Consider the following 18,179-nt stretch of genomic DNA (forward strand, 5'->3'; position numbering starts at 1 on the left):
AACAGGCGTGCGGCGACAGGATGTTGCCGGCCATTCATGAAAAAAGCCGCCGCGCCCCGAAGGACTGCGGCGGCCTTGTCGGCACCGGAGGCAGCGCGGATCAGGCGCGGCGCGCCAACTCCACCGCCTTGCCGATATAGCTGCCCGGCGTCATCGCGAGCAGCGGCTGCTTGGCTTCTTCCGGAATGGCGAGGCCCTGGATGAAGGCGCGCAGCGTCTCGGCCGTGATGGCCTTGCCGCGCGTGAGTTCCTTGAGCTGCTCGTAGGGGTTGGCGACGCCGTAGCGGCGCATCACGGTCTGGATCGGCTCGGCCAGCACTTCCCACGAGGCGTCGAGGTCTTCGGCGAGGCGGGCGGGGTTGGTTTCGAGCTTGTTCAGGCCGCGCAGGCAGCTGTCCCAGGCCAGCACCGAATAGCCGAAGGCCACGCCGATGTTGCGCAGCACAGTCGAGTCGGTCAGGTCGCGCTGCCAGCGCGAGACGGGCAGCTTCTCGGCCAGATGGCGCAGCACCGCGTTGGCGAGGCCGAGGTTGCCCTCGCTGTTCTCGAAGTCGATCGGGTTGACCTTGTGCGGCATCGTGCTGGAGCCGATCTCGCCGGCCTTGAGCTTCTGCTTGAAGTAGCCGAGCGAGATGTAGCCCCAGACGTCGCGGTTCAGGTCGAGCAGGATGGTGTTGGCGCGCGCCACGGCGTCGAACAGCTCGGCCATGTAGTCGTGCGGCTCGATCTGGATCGTGTGCGGGTTGAAGGTGAGGCCGAGCGCGTTCTCGACCACGTTCTTCGAGAAGGCTTCCCAGTCGGTGTCGGGATAGGCGGCGAGGTGGGCGTTGTAGTTGCCGACCGCGCCGTTCATCTTGCCGAGGATCTGCACCGCCTCGATGCGGGCGACGGCGCGCTTCAGTCGCTCGGCGACGTTGGCGAATTCCTTGCCGAGCGTGGTGGGCGAGGCGGTCTGGCCGTGGGTGCGCGACAGCATCGGCGTCTCGGCCTCGGCGTGGGCGATCTCCACCAGTCGCGCGAGCACCTTGTTCAGCGCGGGCAGCACCACCTCGGCGCGCGAGGCGCTGAGCATCAGGCCGTGCGAGGTGTTGTTGATGTCCTCGCTCGTGCAGGCGAAGTGGATGAACTCCGACGCGGCTTCAAGCTCGGCGTCGCCCTTCACCTTTTCCTTCAGGAAGTACTCGACGGCCTTGACGTCGTGGTTGGTGACGGTCTCGATCGCCTTGATGCGCGCAGCGTCGTCGAGCGAGAACTCGCGGCCGATAGTGGCCAGGCGCTCGCGCGCGGCGGCGCTGAAGGGCTTGAGCTCGGGCAGGCCGGCGTCGGACAGCGCCACGAGCCAGGCCAGCTCGACGCGCACCCGCGCGCGCATGAAGCCCGCTTCGGAAAGATGGTCGCGCAGCGGCGCGGTCTTGCCGGCATAGCGGCCGTCGAGCGGCGACAGGGCGAGCAGCGCGTTCGCGGTTTGCGGCTCGATGGCCGTGGAAGCTGCGGAAAAGGAGTCGTTTGCCATGGGTCCGGGTCTTGAAATCAGGCGCGGATTCTACCTTTCGGCGCCTGTGCGCCGGACGTCACCGCTGGCCCGCAATCCCATCAAATCAGGCACTTGCGACGAACGGCGCGGCTATACTCGGGCGAACTTTCTCCGCTTCATCCCAGAACATGAAACTCATCGGGTCCCTCACTTCTCCCTACGTGCGCAAGGTGCGCATCGTCCTCGCCGAGAAGAAGCTCGACTACAAGTTCGAACTCGACAACGTCTGGGGCCCCGACACCCGCATCCTCGACAGCAATCCGCTCGGCAAGATCCCCTGCCTCGTCATGGAAGACGGCAGCACGGTGTTCGATTCGCGCGTCATCGTCGAATACCTCGACGGGCTCAGTCCCAACGCCAAGCTCATCCCGCCCAACGGCCGCTCGCGGCTCGAAGTGCGCGTGCTCGAAGCCCTCGGCGACGGCATCTGCGACGCGGCGGTCGCCATCCGGCTCGAATCGCTGCGCGATCCGGCCAGGCAGGACGAGGCGGTATTCGCGCGCAACCAGGCCAAGCTGGAGCACGGTGTCGCCGCGTTCGCGAAGTCGCTCGGCGACAAGCCGTGGTTTAGCGGCGTCGCGCTCACGCTCGGCGACATCGCGGCGGGCGTCGCGCTCGGCTATCTCGATTTCCGCGTGCCGGGCTTTGACTGGCGCACGCCGCATCCGACGCTCGCTGTCTGGTTCGACAAGTTCGCCAGGCGCCAGAGCTTCATCGACACGACACCGGTCGCCTGACCGGCCGACGGATCGGGCGGCACCCCGACCGCCCGTCATTTCATCGGCACCCCTCGTGTCGATTCCGTATCGGGCTTTCCCTGCAACGCGCGAACTGCCCGCCGCCTTCCCCGCTGTTCCTGCCCATGCGCGCGTCCCGCGCACCGTAACTTGGCTCGCCTGAACCGCCGGTGCGTCACATCCGCGCGCCGCGTCATTCCCCAAGACACGAAGAAGGAGCAGCCGCCGTGCGTCTCGAAACCCTGTTCAAGCAGCCCCATGCGCTGCCGGCCATCCCGAAGGTTGTCCATGAACTGATCGCGAGCTTCGACCAGGAAGACATCCCGGTCGATGCGATCACCGCCAAGCTCGCGGCCGACGCGGCGCTCACCGCCAAGCTGCTGCGCATGGCCAACTCGACGCACTTCCATGTGTCGAAGACGATCGGCACGGTACAGGACGCGGTGCTCATGCTCGGCTTCATGAACGTGCGCACGCTGGTCATCAGTTCGGGCCTCACGGCCGCGAAGAAGCCGTTGCCCGGCATCGACATGCAGCACTTCTGGCGCTACAGCCTGCACACCGCCGTGGTGGCGCGCTGGCTCGCCGGCCCGGCGGGCGTGAACGCCGAGATCGCCTTTACCGCCGGCCTCATGAACGCGATCGGCGAACTGGTCATGCATTCGGGCATGCCGGCCGAGATGCTCGAGGTCGCCAAGCATGCCGACGCGCTCGACGCGCGCCGCCCCGACATCGAACGCACTTCCTTCGGCTACGACCATTCGGCCGTGAGCGCCGAGCTGGCGCGGCAGTGGAAGTTCCCGCACGAGCTGGTCGAGGCGCTGCGCGGCTGCGTCGATCCGCTCGGCGTTACACCGGCCTCGCGGCTCGCGGCGGTCGTCCATATCGCGGCTTGGCGCGCGCGCTGCGACGAGAAGCAGATGTCGCAGGAGGAGATCGACGCCACCTTCCCCGCCACCGTCGCCGAGTCGGTCGGCCTGTCGCCCGATCTGGTGCTGCGTCGGATGCCTGCGCTGGCGACGCTGGCCGAGGGACTGGAAGCGCTGGTCAACTGAAAGCATTTGCATGGCGCCCGGTGGGCGCCTGAGCGAAGGCCGCGGCGGGCAACCGGCGCGGCCTTTCCTGCTGGTGCTGGCGGCCGGCCCACGCCACGCATCGCCACCCGGTCGGCGCGGGAGCAACGACCGATCACGCTTGCGCCGGCTCAGCCGGCCTCATTCACCGGCGCGAAGCTCTCCGCCGTCGCGCGCGGCCACCAGGCGCGATAGACATGCTGGTTCACGCAGCTCGCGTCACCCGAGCCTTCCAGCAGCTCGCCCGGCTCCAGCCAGGGCAGCAGGTGCAGCAGCTGCCTCACCTCGGCTTCCGACACGCGCCGCACCACATGCTGCGGCCCGAGCTGTTCCGGATGCGTGAGCCCTGCCGCCGCGAGCAGCTCGGCCAGCGCCTTGAGCGTATTGCGATGGAAGTTGGCGACGCGTGTCGCCTTGTCCTCCACCACCAGCGCGCGCTGACGCCACGGGTCCTGCGTGGCCACCCCGGTCGGGCAGCGGCCGGTGTGGCAGGTCTGCGCTTGGAGGCAGCCGAGCGCGAACATGAAGCCGCGTGCCGCGTTGACCCAGTCGGCGCCGAGCGCGAGCGTGCGCGCCACGTCGAAGGCCGTCACGATCTTGCCCGCAGCACCGATGCGGATGCGGTCGCGCAGGCCTACGCCGACCAGCGTGTTGTGCACCAGAAGCAGCCCGTCCTGCATCGGCGTGCCGACATGGTCGGTGAACTCGACCGGCGCCGCGCCGGTGCCGCCCTCACCGCCATCCACCACGATGAAGTCCGGCACGATGCCCGTCGCGAGCATCGCCTTCACGATCGCGAACCACTCCCAGGGATGGCCGACGCAGAGCTTGAAGCCCGTCGGCTTGCCGCCTGCAAGCGTTCGCAAGTGGTCGATGAATTGCAGCAGCTCGACCGGCGTCGAAAAGGCCGAATGCGCGGCCGGCGAGTTGCAGTCTTCCCAGGCCGGCACGCCGCGCGCCTCGGCGATTTCGGGCGTCACCTTGGGGCCGGGCAGCACGCCGCCGTGGCCGGGCTTGGCGCCTTGGCTCAGCTTCAGCTCGATCATCTTCACCTGCGGATCGGCCGCGTTCTTCGCGAAGCGCTCGGCGCTGAAACCGCCGTCATCGGCGCGGCAGCCGAAGTAGCCCGAGCCGATTTCCCAGATCAGGTCTCCGCCATGCTCGCGGTGGTGGCGGCTGATGCTGCCCTCGCCCGTGTCATGCGCGAAGCCGCCCATCGCCGCGCCCTTGTTGAGCGCGAGGATGGCGTTGGCCGACAGCGCGCCGAAGCTCATCGCGCTGATGTTGAAGATGCTGAGCGAATACGGCTTATCTCGGCCCGCGCCGACGGCGATGCGGAAGTCGCTGCTGTCGATGTGCGCCGGCGCGATCGAATGCGCGATCCATTCATAGCCGCGCTGGTGCACGTCGAACTGCGTGCCGAAAGGGCGCTTGTCGAGTTCCTGCTTGGCGCGCTGGTACACGATGCTGCGCTGGTTGCGCGAGAACGGCCGTTCCTCGGTGTCGTCCTCGACGAAGTACTGGCGGATCTCCGGCCGGATCTTCTCGAACAGAAAGCGCAGATGCGCGAGCACCGGGTAGTTGCGGCGGATGCTGTGCTTGGTCTGGATGAAGTCCCATAGCCCCACCAGGCTCAGCGCGCCGAAGCCGAGCGCCGCGAGCGGCACCCAATCGCGCCAGCCGAGCAGCAGCAGGCTGATGACAAGCCCGAGCATGGCCATGATCGGAGCGAGATAGCGCAATGGCATAGCGACCTTCTTCTCGTTGATGCGCCGCCTTGCCACGAACGGCGGCCGGCCCTGACGCAGGCCGATTCTCGGTCCCGACACCCGCAGCGCGATGACGCGAGGAGGCCCGCGAACACGGCCCAGATCGGCCTCGTTCACGGGATCGGGACGGTGCTCGTGACGGCCCACGGGGTTTTCCCTCAACCGCTGCGTACGGTGCGTTTCCGTCAGCAATTGGTCAGCACGGCCAAAGAGAGTGCGCGCCATGGGAGCGGCGAAACTCGCCTGTCCCATGCATAAATCCAAAGCGAGGAGTGAGACATGAGTGACCCCGTGGTGGCCAGAATCCAGGCCAACCCGAAGTACCGGGAATTGAAGTCGAAGCGGAACAGCTTCGGCACGATCCTGCTGATCCTGATGCTGGTCGTGTACTACGGCTACATCGCCCTGATCGCGTTCAACAAGGAGTTCCTGGGCACCCCGCTGGGCCAGGGCGTGACCACGATCGGCGTGCCGATCGGCTTCGGCGTCATCATCTTCACCATTGCCATCACCGGCTTCTATGTGCAGCGCGCGAACAAGGAGTTCGACCGCCTGACCGCCGAGATCCTCGCGGAGGAAGTCAAGTGAATCGCACCCTCGTCAGGACTCTCGCGGCGCTCGCCGCCCTCGGCCTCGCGGGCGCGGCCTTCGCGGCCGGCGGCGATGTCGGCCAGGCCGCCAAGCAGGAAACCAACTGGACCGCGATCAGCATGTTCGCGGTGTTCGTCGTCGCGACGCTGTGGATCACGAAGTGGGCCGCCGCCAAGACGCGCTCGGCCGCCGACTTCTACACGGCGGGTGGTGGCATCACCGGCTTCCAGAACGGCCTCGCGATCGCCGGCGACTACATGTCGGCCGCGTCCTTCCTCGGCATTTCGGCCGCGGTCATGGCCAACGGCTATGACGGCCTGATCTACTCGATCGGCTTCCTGGTCGGCTGGCCCGTCATCACCTTCCTGATGGCCGAACGCCTGCGCAACCTCGGCAAGTTCACCTTCGCCGACGTGGCCGGCTACCGCTTCAAGCAGACGCCGATCCGCGCCTTCGCGGCCTCGGGCACGCTCGTCGTCGTGGCCTTCTATCTCATCGCGCAGATGGTCGGCGCTGGCCAGCTCATCAAGCTGCTGTTCGGCCTGGAGTACTGGATGGCGGTCGTCATCGTCGGCGGCCTGATGATGGTGTACGTGCTGTTCGGCGGCATGACCGCCACGACCTGGGTGCAGATCATCAAGGCCTGCCTGCTGCTGGCCGGCGTGACCTTCATGGCCGTCATGGTGCTGGCGCAGTTCGGCTTCAGCCCCGAGGCGCTGTTCGCCAAGGCCGTCGAGGTGAAGACCGCGATCGCCGTCAATGCCGGCAAGACGCCCGAAGAAGCCGCCATTGCCGGCGGCGCGATCATGAAGCCGGGCGGCTTCGTGAAGGATCCGATCTCGGCCATCAGCTTCGGCATGGCGCTCATGTTCGGCACCGCCGGCCTGCCCCACATCCTCATGCGCTTCTTCACCGTTCCGGACGCGAAGGAAGCCCGCAAGTCGGTGTTCTGGGCCACGACCTGGATCGGCTACTTCTACGTGCTGATCTTCTTCATCGGCTTCGGCGCGATCACCCTGGTGCTCACGAACCCGGACATGGCCGATACCGCCAAAGGCATCATCAAGGGCGGCGCGGGCACGGCCAACATGGCGGCGGTTCTCGTGGCCAAGACGGTCGGCGGCAACGTGTTCTTCGGCTTCATCTCGGCCGTGGCCTTCGCGACCATCCTGGCGGTGGTGGCCGGCCTGACGCTGTCGGGCGCCTCGGCGGTTTCGCATGACCTCTACGCCACCGTCTTCAAGGGCGGCAAGGCCGACAGCGCGTCGGAACTCAAGGTGTCGCGCATCACCACCGTCGCGCTCGGCGTGCTCGCCGTGCTGCTCGGCATCGCGTTCGAGAAGGAAAACATCGCCTTCATGGTGTCGCTGGCCTTCGCGATCGCCGCCTCGGCCAACTTCCCCGTGCTCTTCATGAGCGTGCTGTGGAAGGACTGCACGACGCGCGGCGCCGTCATCGGCGGCTTCCTGGGCCTGATCGCCTCGGTGGGCCTGACGGTCGTGTCGCCGTCGGTGTGGGAAGCCACGCTCGGCAACCCGAAGGGCTCGGCTTGGTTCCCCTACACCTCGCCGGCGCTGTTCTCGATGACCATCGGCTTCCTCGGCATCTGGATCTTCTCGCTGCTCGACCGCAGCGCCCAGGCCACCAAGGAACGCGCCGACTTCGAAGCCCAGCAGGTACGTTCGGAAACCGGCCTCGGTGCCTCGGGTGCCTCGGGTCACTGATCCGCGCGCCCTCCCCGGCCGGCACCCTCGCGGCGCCGGCAACAAAAAAGCCCGGCGTGCCGGGCTTTTCTTCGTTCTGCCACCGGACGGGATGTCGGGCCGGGGCGACCTGGCATTGCAAGGCTTTGCATCGTGGCGTCGATTGCCTTGCGCGATGCGGCCCAAACGACGAGGCAGGTGGCGTTCAGTGCTCGCGCGCGAGCGGGCCGAGGGCCAGCTTTTCCATCTGCACGAGCTTGCGCTCGAACTCGCGCCAGCCAAGCATCGACCGGGCGATCACGCCGGCACGCACGCTCGCGGCGTACTGGGCGCGCATCGCGTCGAAGGGCGCGGACAGCGCGGTACTCAGGCAGGCGCGCGCGGCGTCGGCGGCGTCCTGCATGTGATCGATGGTGGGCTCGGCGGTCAGGGCGAGGGTCTTCTCGCACAGATCGGCCTGCTGCTCGAAGTTCGAACGTGCGGCGCTGACGGGCCAGTTGGCGAGGCTCGCGGTGTATTCGACGAGGGGAGTGAAAGGTGAGGAGTTGGTGCTCATGGCGCTCTCTACGGGTTTTCCCGAAGGCTAGCATGCTGCACCGCATGGTCATTCCATTTAGAAGGGGTGCCTTTCCGTCCTGCGGGATTGGTTACACCAATTTTCCAGACTGTCAGGCTGGTCGGCCGAGATCGACCGTCTGTCGTTCGGCTTGCGCGGCGAATGGCGGCAGGCATGTTGTCGACACCGGAAACGGCGGCTTCGTCTGCCCATCGCGGCGCAAGCCGCCACCGACGTTCAGCGTGCCAGCAGCTCGCGCAGCTTGATGAAAGCCAGCCCCGCCATGATCGCGTCGTTGACCGCGTTATGCGCCGGCCACATCGGCAAATCCAGTTCGTTCATGAGGGTGGCAAAGCGCAGATCGATGTGCGTGCCTTCCTGCTGGTAGGGCGCGAGCTGACGGTGCCGGTACTCGTAGAACATGCCCGACACCTCGATCTTCTTCTGCGGCAGCGGCACGCCGAGCGTCGGCCACATGAGCCGGTTGATCATCGCCACATCGAATTCGAGGTAGTAGCCCACGAGCGGCCGGCTGCCGATGAAGCGAAGAAGCCGATGCAATGCCTCTTCAGGCTCCAGCCCGCCCGCCACGTCGCGCTGGCGCAGGCCATGCACCCGCACGCTCTCCGACGTGAGCCGCGCCTTGCTCGGCTTGACAATCAGTTCCAGCCGCTCGCTCGTCATGACGCGGTTGCCGACGATGCGCACCGCGCCGATGGAAATGATCTCGTCCTTGCGGGTGTCGAGGCCGGTGGTCTCGCAATCGACCGACACCCATTCGCCCTCGGGCGGCGCGTCGTACATGAAGCGGAAGCGCTCGTCGGCAAGGTGATAGAGCAGCCATTCGCGCTTGAGGCGCGACCACAGGCCGGCGGGCGTGAAGCCGGCACTCATAGCAGCCACTCCACGCGCTGCGGGCGCTGCGAGCGCTGCGGGCAGGGATGATGAAGATGGATTTCGCCCCCCATCACAGCGCATCCAGCCGGAAGCGATGGCTCAGCATGCCCCGGAAGCGCTTGACCACGCCGAGCGCATCCTTGAGCAGGTCGCGGTCGAGATTGGACAGCTTGTCGATCTCCACGCCGCCCGCCTTCGCGCGACCGCGATCGAGCGCCGCGAGCCCGAGCTTGAGCTTGAGGCCCATGAAGAAATGCAGGCTGTCGATGAGGTCGGTGCCCATGTCCTCGGCCAGCTTGCCGGCCGCCACCAGCGCCTCGATGCGATCGACCGTGCCCGTCACCTCCAGCCGCGCGTCGAGCGCGAGCGCGCGGATGCCGTGCACCAGCGGGAAGGTGCCGGCCTTCTTGATGTCCATCTGGTCGGCGGCGGAGTCGAGCGAGAACAGCCGGTTCCACCAGCCGCTGCTGTCGGCGAAGGCGTTGATCGCGGCGGCGAAGCGCGCGAGCAGCGCGTCGTTGTCGTTCACGAGCTTGAACACCTCGCCGCGCACCTGCTCCAGCAGCTCGGCGTCGCCGCAGACGGGATGCGCGTCGAGAAAGATCGCGAGCGCCATCAGCGTCTCGGCGGTCGGCATCAGCAGCCAGCGCCGCACGGTCTGGCCGAACTCGGCGGCGGGCATGCGCCATTCGGGGTTGTTGACCATGATCCGGCCGGGGCACTCCGGATAGCCGAAGTCCTTCAGCGCATCGCTGAGCTGCTGGCACAGCGCGGGCAGATCGTGCGGGCAGTCGTAGCCGTCGCGCAGGATCAGGCCGTTGTCCTGGTCGGTCTTGAGCAGCTGCTCGCCGCGCCCTTCGCTGCCCATCACGAACAGGCAGGCGTTCTCGACCAGATCGGCCGGCGCGATCAGCGTCCAGGCGCGCTCGAACAGCTTGGCGTTGAGTTCCTGCACGAGCTTGGCGATCAGGCTCACCTTGGTGCCGACGCGGAACAGCAGCGCGATGAGCCGCGTGATCTGCTCGGCCGGCGCCTTGAGCGCGGCGAGGTCGGGCGCCTCGTTGATCTGGCGCGTGATGAGCGTCGAATGGTTCGACAGATAGCTCATCAGGTCGAGCTGTTCGAGGATGCCGGTGATCTCGTCGCCGTCCTTCACCACGACGCGGCGCACGCGGTGGCGGATCATCGTCGCAAGCACGTCGAACAGATAGTCGGCCGGGCGCGCGGTGACCAGCTTGAAGTTGGCGAGGTCGCGCACCGGCAGCTGGTCGAGCGGGCGGCCGTCGAGGATGGCGCGTTGCAGGCCAGTGTTGGTGAAGATGCCGATGCGATGCGGGTTCGTGCTTTCGTCGCGCACCAGCACGTTGGCCGTGCGGTGCTGGTCGAAGAAGCGCACCACGCTCACGATGTCGGCGCCGGCGTCGATGAAGCGCGCCGGCCGCAGCCGCAGCTCGCTCACGCGCGCGGTCGTGAGCGACTGCATCTCGTGCTGGCTGTGGCGCTCGGTGAGCGCGCTCAGCTTCTTCGACAGGTCGGCGAACAGCAGCGCGCCGAAGGTAGCGTTGCTCGCGATCAGCTCGGTCACGGCGGCGCGCGCGAGCTGGTAGGCCAGCACCTCCTCGGCCGCGACGAAGCGGCTGCCGGCCTTGCCGGCGATGAGGCCGCGCCCGTCGAAGCAGTCGTCGGCGCCGTAGGTGGCGACCAGTTCCTCGCCGTCGGTCTCGTTGACGAAGCCCTTGATGATGACGAACAGATGGGTCGGCTCGGCGCCCGGTTCGAGGATCGCCTCGCCCTCGCGGAAGTAGGCGATGTCGATGCTGTCGCGCACCAGCCGGCGCTCGTCGGCGGTCAGGCAGTCGAAGGGCGAGATGCTGAAGTTGAAGGCGTTGGGCAAGGCGGGCTCGGCGGCGGGCGTGGGAGCTTTCATCGTGGGCGTTCTGGCTCACGTGGAGCTTGCCGGGGCGCAAGCTACGCCAACGTATGGGCCGGCCCCGCTGCCGTGGCGCAACGGGTCGGAGTGATACGGATGGAGGGATTGCGCGGTGCGTGAGCCGCGTCAGGGCAGTTCGTCGCCGGGCTCGGGCGCCGCGTCGGGGCTGGTGGCAAGCCAGTCGTCGAAGGCGGCCAGCTCGCCGCGCGCCTGGCGCTCGCGGAAGTAGGCCTCGGTCTTGAGCGCCGACACCTTCTCGGCGATGGCGGTGACGAAGAACTGGTTCATCGACACCTGTTCTTCCTCGGCGACCTTGCGCGCATAGGCGAACAGCGATTCGGGGACGCGGAGGGCGTAGTTGGCCATGGCTTCACTCCTGTTGCAGTTGACGCAGGAAGGCACCGGGCGTCAGCACCGGCAGACGGAAATCGGCCGCCGCGCCGAAATCGCCGACATTGAGCGTGACGAGCGCATCGGCCCGCCCGTTGAGCGCCGTCTCCAGCACCATCTCGTCGGCCGGATCGCGCAGTTGCGGTCGCCACAGATAGTGCAGATGTATTGGCTCGACGAGCAGGCAGAACGCATCCAGGAAGGCTGTCGTCAGCGACGCATCGCGTTCGCTCGCTGCCAGCTGCTCCGGACGAAGGAGGACAGCTTCGTATTCGAGCATCAGCGGAACCGAGGCCAACGCCACGAAGCGCCGGTCGCGCAAGGCCTTCAGCACCACGAACGACGCACCCGCGCGACTGCGGCTGGCCGCGACCAGCACATTGGTATCGAGCACGACGCGCGCTAACTTCATATTGCCGATGATATGAACAGCAACGGCAAAGTCAACCGCAGACGCCAGCGCCTCTCCCGTTCAGGCCTGCGCGCCCGCGATGACCCCGCCCCCCAAACAAACCTCCCCCTCGTAAACCACCGCCGACTGCCCCGGCGTCACCGCCCATTGCGCCTCGGGGAATTCCAGCGCGAATTCCCCGCCCTGCCCCGCCGGCGAAAACACGCAGCCCGAATCCGCCTGCCGATACCGCGTCTTCGCCGCCAGCCTTTCCCACGTCTCGGGCGCCGGCGCCTCGCCCGCGACCCAGCTCGGCTGATCCGCCACCAGCCTGTGCGACAGCAGCAGCGGATGGTCATGCCCTTGCACCACCACCAGCTCGTTGCGCGCGAGGTCCTTGGCCGCGACGAACCACGGCTCGCTCGTGCCCTCCTCGGTCTGGTAGCCCTTGAGCCCGCCGATGTTCAGCCCCTTGCGCTGGCCGAGCGTGTAGAAGCTCAGCCCCACGTGATCGCCCAGCTTGCGGCCCTCGGGCGTCACCATCGCGCCCGGCGCATAGCTCAGATAGCGGTTGAGGAAGTCGCGGAACGGCCGCTCGCCGATGAAGCAGATGCCGGTCGAATCCTTCTTCTTCGCATTCGGCAGGCCGATGCGCGCGGCGATCTCGCGCACCTCGGTCTTGCGAATCTCGCCGAGCGGAAACAGCGTCCTGCTCAGCTGCGCTTGGTTCAGCCGGTGCAGGAAATAGCTCTGGTCCTTGGTGTGATCGACCGCCTTGAGCAGCTGATGCCTCCCGCTCGCCGCGTCGAAGCGCACGCGCGCGTAATGGCCGGTCGCGATCTGCTCGGCGCCCATGCGCATCGCGTGATCCAGAAATGCCTTGAACTTGATCTCGGCATTGCAGAGCACGTCGGGGTTGGGCGTGCGGCCCGCCTGGTACTCGCGCAGGAATTCGGCGAAGACGCGGTCCTTGTACTCGGCCGCGAAATTCACGGCCTCGATGTCGATGCCGATCACGTCGGCCACGCTCACCGCGTCGAGCAGGTCCTGGCGCGTCGAGCAGTACTCGCTGTCATCGTCGTCTTCCCAGTTCTTCATGAACAGGCCGATCACCTCGTAGCCCTGTTCCTTCAGCAGCCAGGCGGTCACCGACGAATCCACGCCGCCCGACATGCCCACCACCACGCGACCGCGGCTCATGACCGCCACACCGATTCATGGGTGTAGATCGCGTCGAGCGGCAGCGATGCGCGCTTCAGGCTGTCTTCAAGGCAGCGCACGATCAGCGGCGAGCGCAGCCGGCCTTCGGCTTCGGCGGCCTTCACCTCGTCGAGCGTGAGCCAGACGGTGCGCAGGATGCCGTCATCGAGCCGGCGGTCGGCATGGAAGGCGCCGAGTTCGCCGGTGAAGGCGAAGCGCAGCCAGGTCACTTCCTCGCCGCCGCGCGCGCCGATGCTCATGTAGGTGCCGAGCAGGCCGGTCGGCACGAAGTCGTGCGCCGTCTCTTCCAGCGCCTCGCGCACCACGGCCTCGGTCAGGCTCTCGCCGCGCTCAAGATGGCCGGCGGGGTTGTTGAGGCGGATGCCGTCGGAGGTTTCCTCCTCGACGAGCAGGAAGCGGTCGTCGCGCCGGATCACGGCGGCGACGGTGACATTGGGTTTCCAGACGGACATGGCTGCTTGGGAAATCGGTAAGACGGAGGCGGGTTTGCGTATGTGACGCAAGCCGGTGCAAGCGTCGGATTCTAGCGACGCCCCTGCTAGGGACTTTCTCGGACGGTCACGATGAACAATTTGTCGCTACCATCCCCCGAACCACGGCTCGACTGGCCGGCAGTTCGCGTCACCCGATCCCGGTGGCGCAATCCGGGCGACGCAATCTGTATCGCGCTCCGGGCCACGAACTGCCCGCGCCGCCGAGCCTCTCTCATTGGTCAGCCCCGACCCGACCGGCCTAGCCGGACGCGAACGCCAGAAGGCCTCGCGTGCTCCAGGTGGCTCTCGACCCTCGCTCCCCGCTCGTCCCATCCTCCCCAACGCATCGAGGAGATCCATGCGCATCGGCATCCCTTTGGAAAGCCGTGTCGGCGAGACGCGCATTGCCGCGACCGCCGAGACCGTCAAGAAATACATCGCCGCCGGGCATGAAGTGATCGTGCAGGCGGGTGCCGGCGATCGCGCCGCCCAGCCCGACGCCGCCTTCACCGCCGTCGGCGCCCGCATCGGCACTGCCGCCGACGCCTTCGGCGCCGATCTCGTGCTCAAGGTGCGATCGCCCTCGCCCGAGGAGATCGCGCTGATGAAACCGGGCACCGCGCTCGTCGGCATGCTCGAACCCTTCAACGCCGACGGCATCGCGGCGCTGGCCGCGGCCGGCATCACAGCCTTCGCGCTCGAAGCCGCGCCGCGCACGACGCGCGCGCAAAGCCTCGACGTGCTGTCGTCGCAGGCCAACATCGCCGGCTACAAGGCCGTGCTGCTCGCGGCCGGCGTGTACGGCCGGATGATGCCGATGTTCATGACCGCCGCCGGCACGGTGAAGGCCGCGCGCGTGCTGGTGCTCGGCGCCGGCGTCGCGGGCCTGCAAGCGATTGCAACCGCCAAGCGCCTCGGCGCCGTGGTGGAGGCGAGCGACGTGCGCCCGGCCGTGAAGGAGCAGATCGAATCGCTCGGCGCCAAGTTCGTCGACGTGCCCTACGAGACCGACGAGGAGCGCGAGATCGCCCAGGGCGTCGGCGGCTATGCCCGGCCGATGCCCGCGAGCTGGATGACGCGCCAGGCCGCCGCCGTGGCCGAGCGCCTGAAGGCGAGCGACATCGCGATCACGACCGCGCTCATCCCCGGCCGCAAGGCGCCGACGCTCATCACCGAGTCGATGGTGCAGGCGATGCGGCCCGGCTCGGTGGTGCTCGACATGGCCGTCGAACAGGGCGGCAACTGCGAGATCAGCGAGCTGAACCAGGTGGTGGTGAAGCACGGCGTGAGCATCGTCGGCATTCCCAACCTTGCCGCGACCGTGCCGGCCGATGCGTCGTCGCTGTACGCGCGCAACGTGGCCGACTTCCTCAAGCTCGTCATCACCAAGGAAGGCACGCTGCACATCAACCGCGAGGACGACATCGTCGCGGCCTGCCTCGTGGCGGCCGACGGACAGGTGCAGCGCAAGGGCTGATCGCGCGCCGGTGCTGCAAGCCTTTGCAGCGGCCGCGCCAACTACACAAGGAGACGGCCATGGAAGCCATCGACCACACCATCATCAACCTCATCATCCTCGTGCTCGCGGTGTACGTGGGCTACCACGTCGTCTGGGATGTGACCCCGGCGCTGCACACGCCGCTCATGGCGGTCACCAACGCGATCTCGGCCATCATCATCGTGGGCGCGATGCTCGCGGCGGCGCTCACCGAGACGGGCCTCGGCAAGGCCATGGGCACGATCGCGGTCGCGCTCGCGGCCGTGAACGTGTTCGGCGGCTTCCTGGTCACGCGCCGGATGCTGGAGATGTTCAAGAAGAAGGCGCCGAAGGCCGGCGCCGAGAAGCACTGACGGAGGCGGCAACATGACACTGAGCCTCAATACCGTCGTCCTGCTCTACCTCGTCGCGTCGATCTGCTTCATCCAGGCGCTCAAGGGGCTGTCGCATCCGGCCAGCTCGCGTCAGGGCAATGTGTTCGGCATGGCGGGCATGACGATCGCCGTGCTGACCACGATCGCGCTGATCTTCAAGCTCGCGCCCGAGACGGCCGCCGGCGGCCTCGGCTATGTGCTCGCGGGCCTCGTGCTCGGCGGCGGCGCGGGCGCCGTGATGGCCAAGCGCGTCGAGATGACGAAGATGCCCGAGCTGGTGGCCTTCATGCACTCGATGATCGGCCTCGCGGCCGTGTGCATCGCGGTCGCCTGCGTGGCCGAGCCGTGGGCGTTCAACATCGTCGCGAAGGGCGAGCCGATTCCCTACGGCAACCGGATCGAGCTGTTCATCGGCACCTTCGTGGGCGCGATCACCTTCAGTGGTTCGGTCATCGCCTTCGGAAAGCTGTCCGGCAAATACAAGTTCAGGCTGTTCCAGGGTGCGCCCGTCGTGTTCAAGGGTCAGCACATGCTGAACCTCGCGCTGGCGCTGGGCATGCTCGGCTGCGGCATCGGCTTCTTCATCACGCAGAGCTGGACGCCCTTCGTGCTGATGACGCTGATCGCCTTCGCGCTCGGCGTGCTGATCATCATCCCGATCGGCGGCGCCGACATGCCGGTGGTGGTGAGCATGCTCAACAGCTATTCGGGCTGGGCGGCGGCGGGCATCGGCTTCAGCCTCAACAACAGCATGCTGATCATCGCGGGCTCGCTCGTGGGCAGCTCGGGCGCGATCCTCAGCTACATCATGTGCAAGGCGATGAACCGGTCGTTCTTCAACGTGCTGCTGGGCGGCTTCGGCAATGCGCCGTCGGCGGCGGCGGGCGGCGGCAGCGCCGAGCAGCGCCCGGTGCGCAGCGGTTCGCCCGACGACGCGGCCTTCCTGCTGAGCCAGGCCGAGACCGTGATCATCGTGCCGGGCTACGGTCTGGCCGTGGCGCGCGCCCAGCATCCGCTCAAGGAGCTGACCGACAAGCTCATCGAGCGCGGCGTGACGGTGAAGTACGCGATCCATCCGGTCGCGGGCCGCATGCCGGGCCACATGAACGTGCTGCTGGCCGAGGCCGAGGTGCCCTACGACCAGGTGTTCGAAATGGAGGACGTGAACAGCGAGTTCGGCGATACCGACGTGGTGCTGGTGCTCGGCGCGAACGACGTCGTGAACCCGGCCGCGAAGGATCCGAAGTCGCCGATCGCGGGCATGCCCATTCTCGAGGCCTACAAGGCGCGCCAGATCATCGTGAACAAGCGGTCGATGGCGAGCGGCTACGCCGGCCTCGACAACGAGCTGTTCTACATGGACCGCACGATGATGGTCTTCGGCGATGCGAAGAAGGTGGTGGAGGACATGGTGAAGGCGGTTGAGTAAGGCTGTGGGCGGCGCGTGACATCCGCGCCGCCAGCCCGCCGACGGACCTGACGCGGAAGGCATCGCGTCGCGGTCCGGCCGATGCGGCACTTCCCCTTCAGGCGATGGCCGGGCACAGTCCCGGCCATTTTCATTTGCACGCAAGGAGCACCGGATGAGCCGCATCGCCATCGTCGCGGCCATGCGCGAGGAGCTGCACGGCTTCCTCGACGACATGGGCCGCAGCGCCGTGAAGGAGACCCGCGCGGGACGCGAGTTCTTTGTCGGCGAGATCGCCGGGCATGAGGTGGTGGCCGTGCTGTCGGGCATCGGCAAGGTGGCAGCGGCGATCACCGCGACCATGCTGCTCGATCGCTACGGCGTGGGCGCGGTGGTGTTCACCGGCGTGGCCGGCGGCGTGGGCGACGGCGTGCGCGTGGGCGACATCGTGATCGCCGACGCGCTCGTCCAGCACGACATGGATGCGCGTCCGCTGTTCCCGCGCTTCGAGGTCCCGCTGACGGGCAAGGCGCTGTTTGCCGCCGATGCGCGGCTCGCGACGCTCGCGCGCGACAGCGCCCGTCAGGTGATCGCGAACGATCTCGCCACCGAGGTGGGCGCCGACGCGCTGGCCGAATTCGGGCTCGACGCGCCGCGCGTGCATGACGGCCTGATCGCCTCGGGCGACCAGTTCATCGCCGACGCGGGCAAGGCCGCACAACTGCGCGCCGACCTGCCCGGCCTGCTCGCGGTCGAAATGGAAGGTGCATCCGTGGCACAGGTTTGCGCCGACCACGGCATGCCGCTCGCGGTGATGCGCACCATCTCCGACCGCGCCGATGTGCATGCGGCCTTCGATTTCGGCCGCTTCGTCGAGCAGGTGGCGAGCCGCTATTCGCACGCTTTCGTGCGCCGGTTGCTCGACGCGCTCGACTGAGAGCGCAAAGGCACGAAATGCAAAGGCGCGCCGTCGAGATGACCGGCGCGCCTTGCATGACGGCAGGACTCCTGCCCGGATCGTCCGGGCGCTTCAGTCGTCAGCGCGTGATGACCACCGGCGTATGCGTCAGGTGCATCACCTTCTGCGAGGTGCTGCCGAGCAGCAGGCTGCCGATCGCACCGTGACCGCGACTGCCCATGAAGATGAGCTTGGCGCCGGTTTCCTGGGCGACACGTGCGATGAGATCGGCCGGATCGCCGATCTCGCGCCGCTCGACGTACCTGAGGTCGGCGGCGTCGAGCCTGGCGCGCGCATCCTTGAGCGCCTGTTCCTGGGCTTCGGTGTAGTAGTCCTGGAGCACGTCGTCGCTGAGGACGACACCCATGCCGGTCATGACGGGCATCGGAACCGTGACATTCAGCAGCACGATATCGGGCGCAGACTTGAGGTCGCGCGACATCGCGATGAGCGTTTCAAGAGAACGCGTCGAGGTTTCGGAACCGTCGATGGCTGCAAGCACACGGTCGATCATGTTGAATTCTCCCTTGATCGAAATCCGGTCGCTGGCGCATATGCCGCTTCAGTACCAACCGGACTCCGGTTTCATTCTGCGCGCCGCCCCGGTCGGCTGCTTGACGAGCGTCAATGGCGCCGGAGGCCTTCGACAAGGCCGGATCCGACGCGCGGTCATGGC

Annotated in this window: 18 protein-coding genes; 8 read left to right on the top strand and 10 right to left on the bottom strand. The window is 67.3% G+C overall.

The window, feature by feature from the left end; genetic code table 11:
• Positions 1-100 precede the first annotated feature (100 nt).
• Positions 101-1,513 (bottom strand): adenylosuccinate lyase, encoded by a 1,413-nt coding sequence (purB, locus tag H566_RS0121725; protein ID WP_051379139.1) that lies wholly within the window; start codon positions 1,511-1,513, stop codon positions 101-103.
• Between the two features lie 149 nt (positions 1,514-1,662).
• On the opposite strand from purB, the gene H566_RS0121730 reads away from it, so the two are divergent.
• The gene (locus tag H566_RS0121730; RefSeq protein WP_028313094.1) at positions 1,663-2,271 is read left to right on the top strand and encodes a glutathione S-transferase N-terminal domain-containing protein; all 609 of its coding nucleotides are present in this window, start codon (positions 1,663-1,665) and stop codon (positions 2,269-2,271) included.
• A gap of 227 nt (positions 2,272-2,498) precedes the next feature.
• Positions 2,499-3,326, top strand: a complete 828-nt coding sequence (locus H566_RS0121735; RefSeq protein WP_028313095.1) for an HDOD domain-containing protein — start codon at positions 2,499-2,501, stop codon at positions 3,324-3,326.
• A gap of 149 nt (positions 3,327-3,475) precedes the next feature.
• On the opposite strand, the gene H566_RS0121740 is transcribed toward H566_RS0121735, so the two are convergent.
• Positions 3,476-5,059 carry an FMN-binding glutamate synthase family protein gene (locus tag H566_RS0121740; RefSeq protein WP_425387967.1) on the bottom strand — a complete coding sequence of 528 codons (1,584 nt, stop codon included), beginning with the start codon at positions 5,057-5,059 and terminating at the stop codon, positions 3,476-3,478.
• Between the two features lie 333 nt (positions 5,060-5,392).
• On the opposite strand from H566_RS0121740, the gene H566_RS0121745 reads away from it, so the two are divergent.
• Both H566_RS0121745 and H566_RS0121750 read left to right on the top strand, forming a co-directional pair.
• The gene (locus tag H566_RS0121745) at positions 5,393-5,701 is read left to right on the top strand and encodes a DUF485 domain-containing protein (protein ID WP_028313097.1); all 309 of its coding nucleotides are present in this window, start codon (positions 5,393-5,395) and stop codon (positions 5,699-5,701) included.
• A complete protein-coding gene (locus H566_RS0121750; protein WP_028313098.1) occupies positions 5,698-7,428 on the top strand; it encodes a cation acetate symporter in 1,731 nt (576 codons plus the stop codon). The genes H566_RS0121745 and H566_RS0121750 overlap by 4 nt, the downstream gene beginning before the upstream one ends.
• Before the next feature lie 184 nt (positions 7,429-7,612).
• Here H566_RS0121750 and H566_RS26990 read toward each other — a convergent pair whose 3' ends face one another.
• From H566_RS26990 to H566_RS0121785, 7 genes are all read right to left on the bottom strand, one after another.
• Positions 7,613-7,963, bottom strand: a complete 351-nt coding sequence (locus tag H566_RS26990; RefSeq protein WP_034412763.1) for a hypothetical protein — start codon at positions 7,961-7,963, stop codon at positions 7,613-7,615.
• A gap of 237 nt (positions 7,964-8,200) precedes the next feature.
• Positions 8,201-8,857, bottom strand: coding sequence for a 3'-5' exonuclease (locus H566_RS0121760; RefSeq protein ID WP_028313099.1), 657 nt, complete (start codon positions 8,855-8,857; stop codon positions 8,201-8,203).
• A gap of 73 nt (positions 8,858-8,930) precedes the next feature.
• Entirely contained in the window at positions 8,931-10,754 is a 1,824-nt protein-coding gene (locus H566_RS0121765) for a DUF294 nucleotidyltransferase-like domain-containing protein (RefSeq protein ID WP_028313100.1), read from the bottom strand.
• 162 nt (positions 10,755-10,916) lie between these two features.
• Positions 10,917-11,156 (bottom strand): hypothetical protein, encoded by a 240-nt coding sequence (locus tag H566_RS0121770; RefSeq protein WP_028313101.1) that lies wholly within the window; start codon positions 11,154-11,156, stop codon positions 10,917-10,919.
• A 4-nt stretch (positions 11,157-11,160) separates the two neighbouring features.
• Positions 11,161-11,574, bottom strand: coding sequence for a putative toxin-antitoxin system toxin component, PIN family (locus H566_RS0121775; RefSeq protein WP_245591436.1), 414 nt, complete (start codon positions 11,572-11,574; stop codon positions 11,161-11,163).
• Between the two features lie 78 nt (positions 11,575-11,652).
• The gene (gene mnmA, locus H566_RS0121780) at positions 11,653-12,771 is read right to left on the bottom strand and encodes a tRNA 2-thiouridine(34) synthase MnmA (RefSeq protein ID WP_028313103.1); all 1,119 of its coding nucleotides are present in this window, start codon (positions 12,769-12,771) and stop codon (positions 11,653-11,655) included.
• Entirely contained in the window at positions 12,768-13,244 is a 477-nt protein-coding gene (locus H566_RS0121785; protein ID WP_034412766.1) for an NUDIX hydrolase, read from the bottom strand. Before H566_RS0121785 ends, mnmA begins: the two co-directional genes overlap by 4 nt.
• A gap of 379 nt (positions 13,245-13,623) precedes the next feature.
• Here H566_RS0121785 and H566_RS0121790 point away from each other — a divergent pair, with 379 nt between their 5' ends.
• The 4 genes from H566_RS0121790 (at position 13,624) to H566_RS0121805 (ending at position 17,482) form a co-directional block, all read left to right on the top strand.
• Positions 13,624-14,742 (top strand): Re/Si-specific NAD(P)(+) transhydrogenase subunit alpha, encoded by a 1,119-nt coding sequence (locus H566_RS0121790; protein WP_028313105.1) that lies wholly within the window; start codon positions 13,624-13,626, stop codon positions 14,740-14,742.
• A 59-nt stretch (positions 14,743-14,801) separates the two neighbouring features.
• Entirely contained in the window at positions 14,802-15,116 is a 315-nt protein-coding gene (locus tag H566_RS0121795; protein WP_028313106.1) for an NAD(P) transhydrogenase subunit alpha part 2, read from the top strand.
• 13 nt (positions 15,117-15,129) lie between these two features.
• The gene (locus tag H566_RS0121800) at positions 15,130-16,566 is read left to right on the top strand and encodes an NAD(P)(+) transhydrogenase (Re/Si-specific) subunit beta (RefSeq protein WP_034412768.1); all 1,437 of its coding nucleotides are present in this window, start codon (positions 15,130-15,132) and stop codon (positions 16,564-16,566) included.
• Positions 16,567-16,720: 154 nt separating this feature from the next.
• Positions 16,721-17,482: a 5'-methylthioadenosine/adenosylhomocysteine nucleosidase gene (locus H566_RS0121805; protein ID WP_028313108.1), complete on the top strand. Its 762-nt coding sequence runs from the start codon at positions 16,721-16,723 to the stop codon at positions 17,480-17,482.
• A 100-nt stretch (positions 17,483-17,582) separates the two neighbouring features.
• Here H566_RS0121805 and H566_RS0121810 read toward each other — a convergent pair whose 3' ends face one another.
• Positions 17,583-18,017 (bottom strand): universal stress protein, encoded by a 435-nt coding sequence (locus H566_RS0121810; RefSeq protein ID WP_028313109.1) that lies wholly within the window; start codon positions 18,015-18,017, stop codon positions 17,583-17,585.
• Positions 18,018-18,179 lie beyond the last annotated feature (162 nt).

The organism is Derxia gummosa DSM 723, from assembly GCF_000482785.1.
Classification (GTDB): domain Bacteria; phylum Pseudomonadota; class Gammaproteobacteria; order Burkholderiales; family Burkholderiaceae_E; genus Derxia; species Derxia gummosa.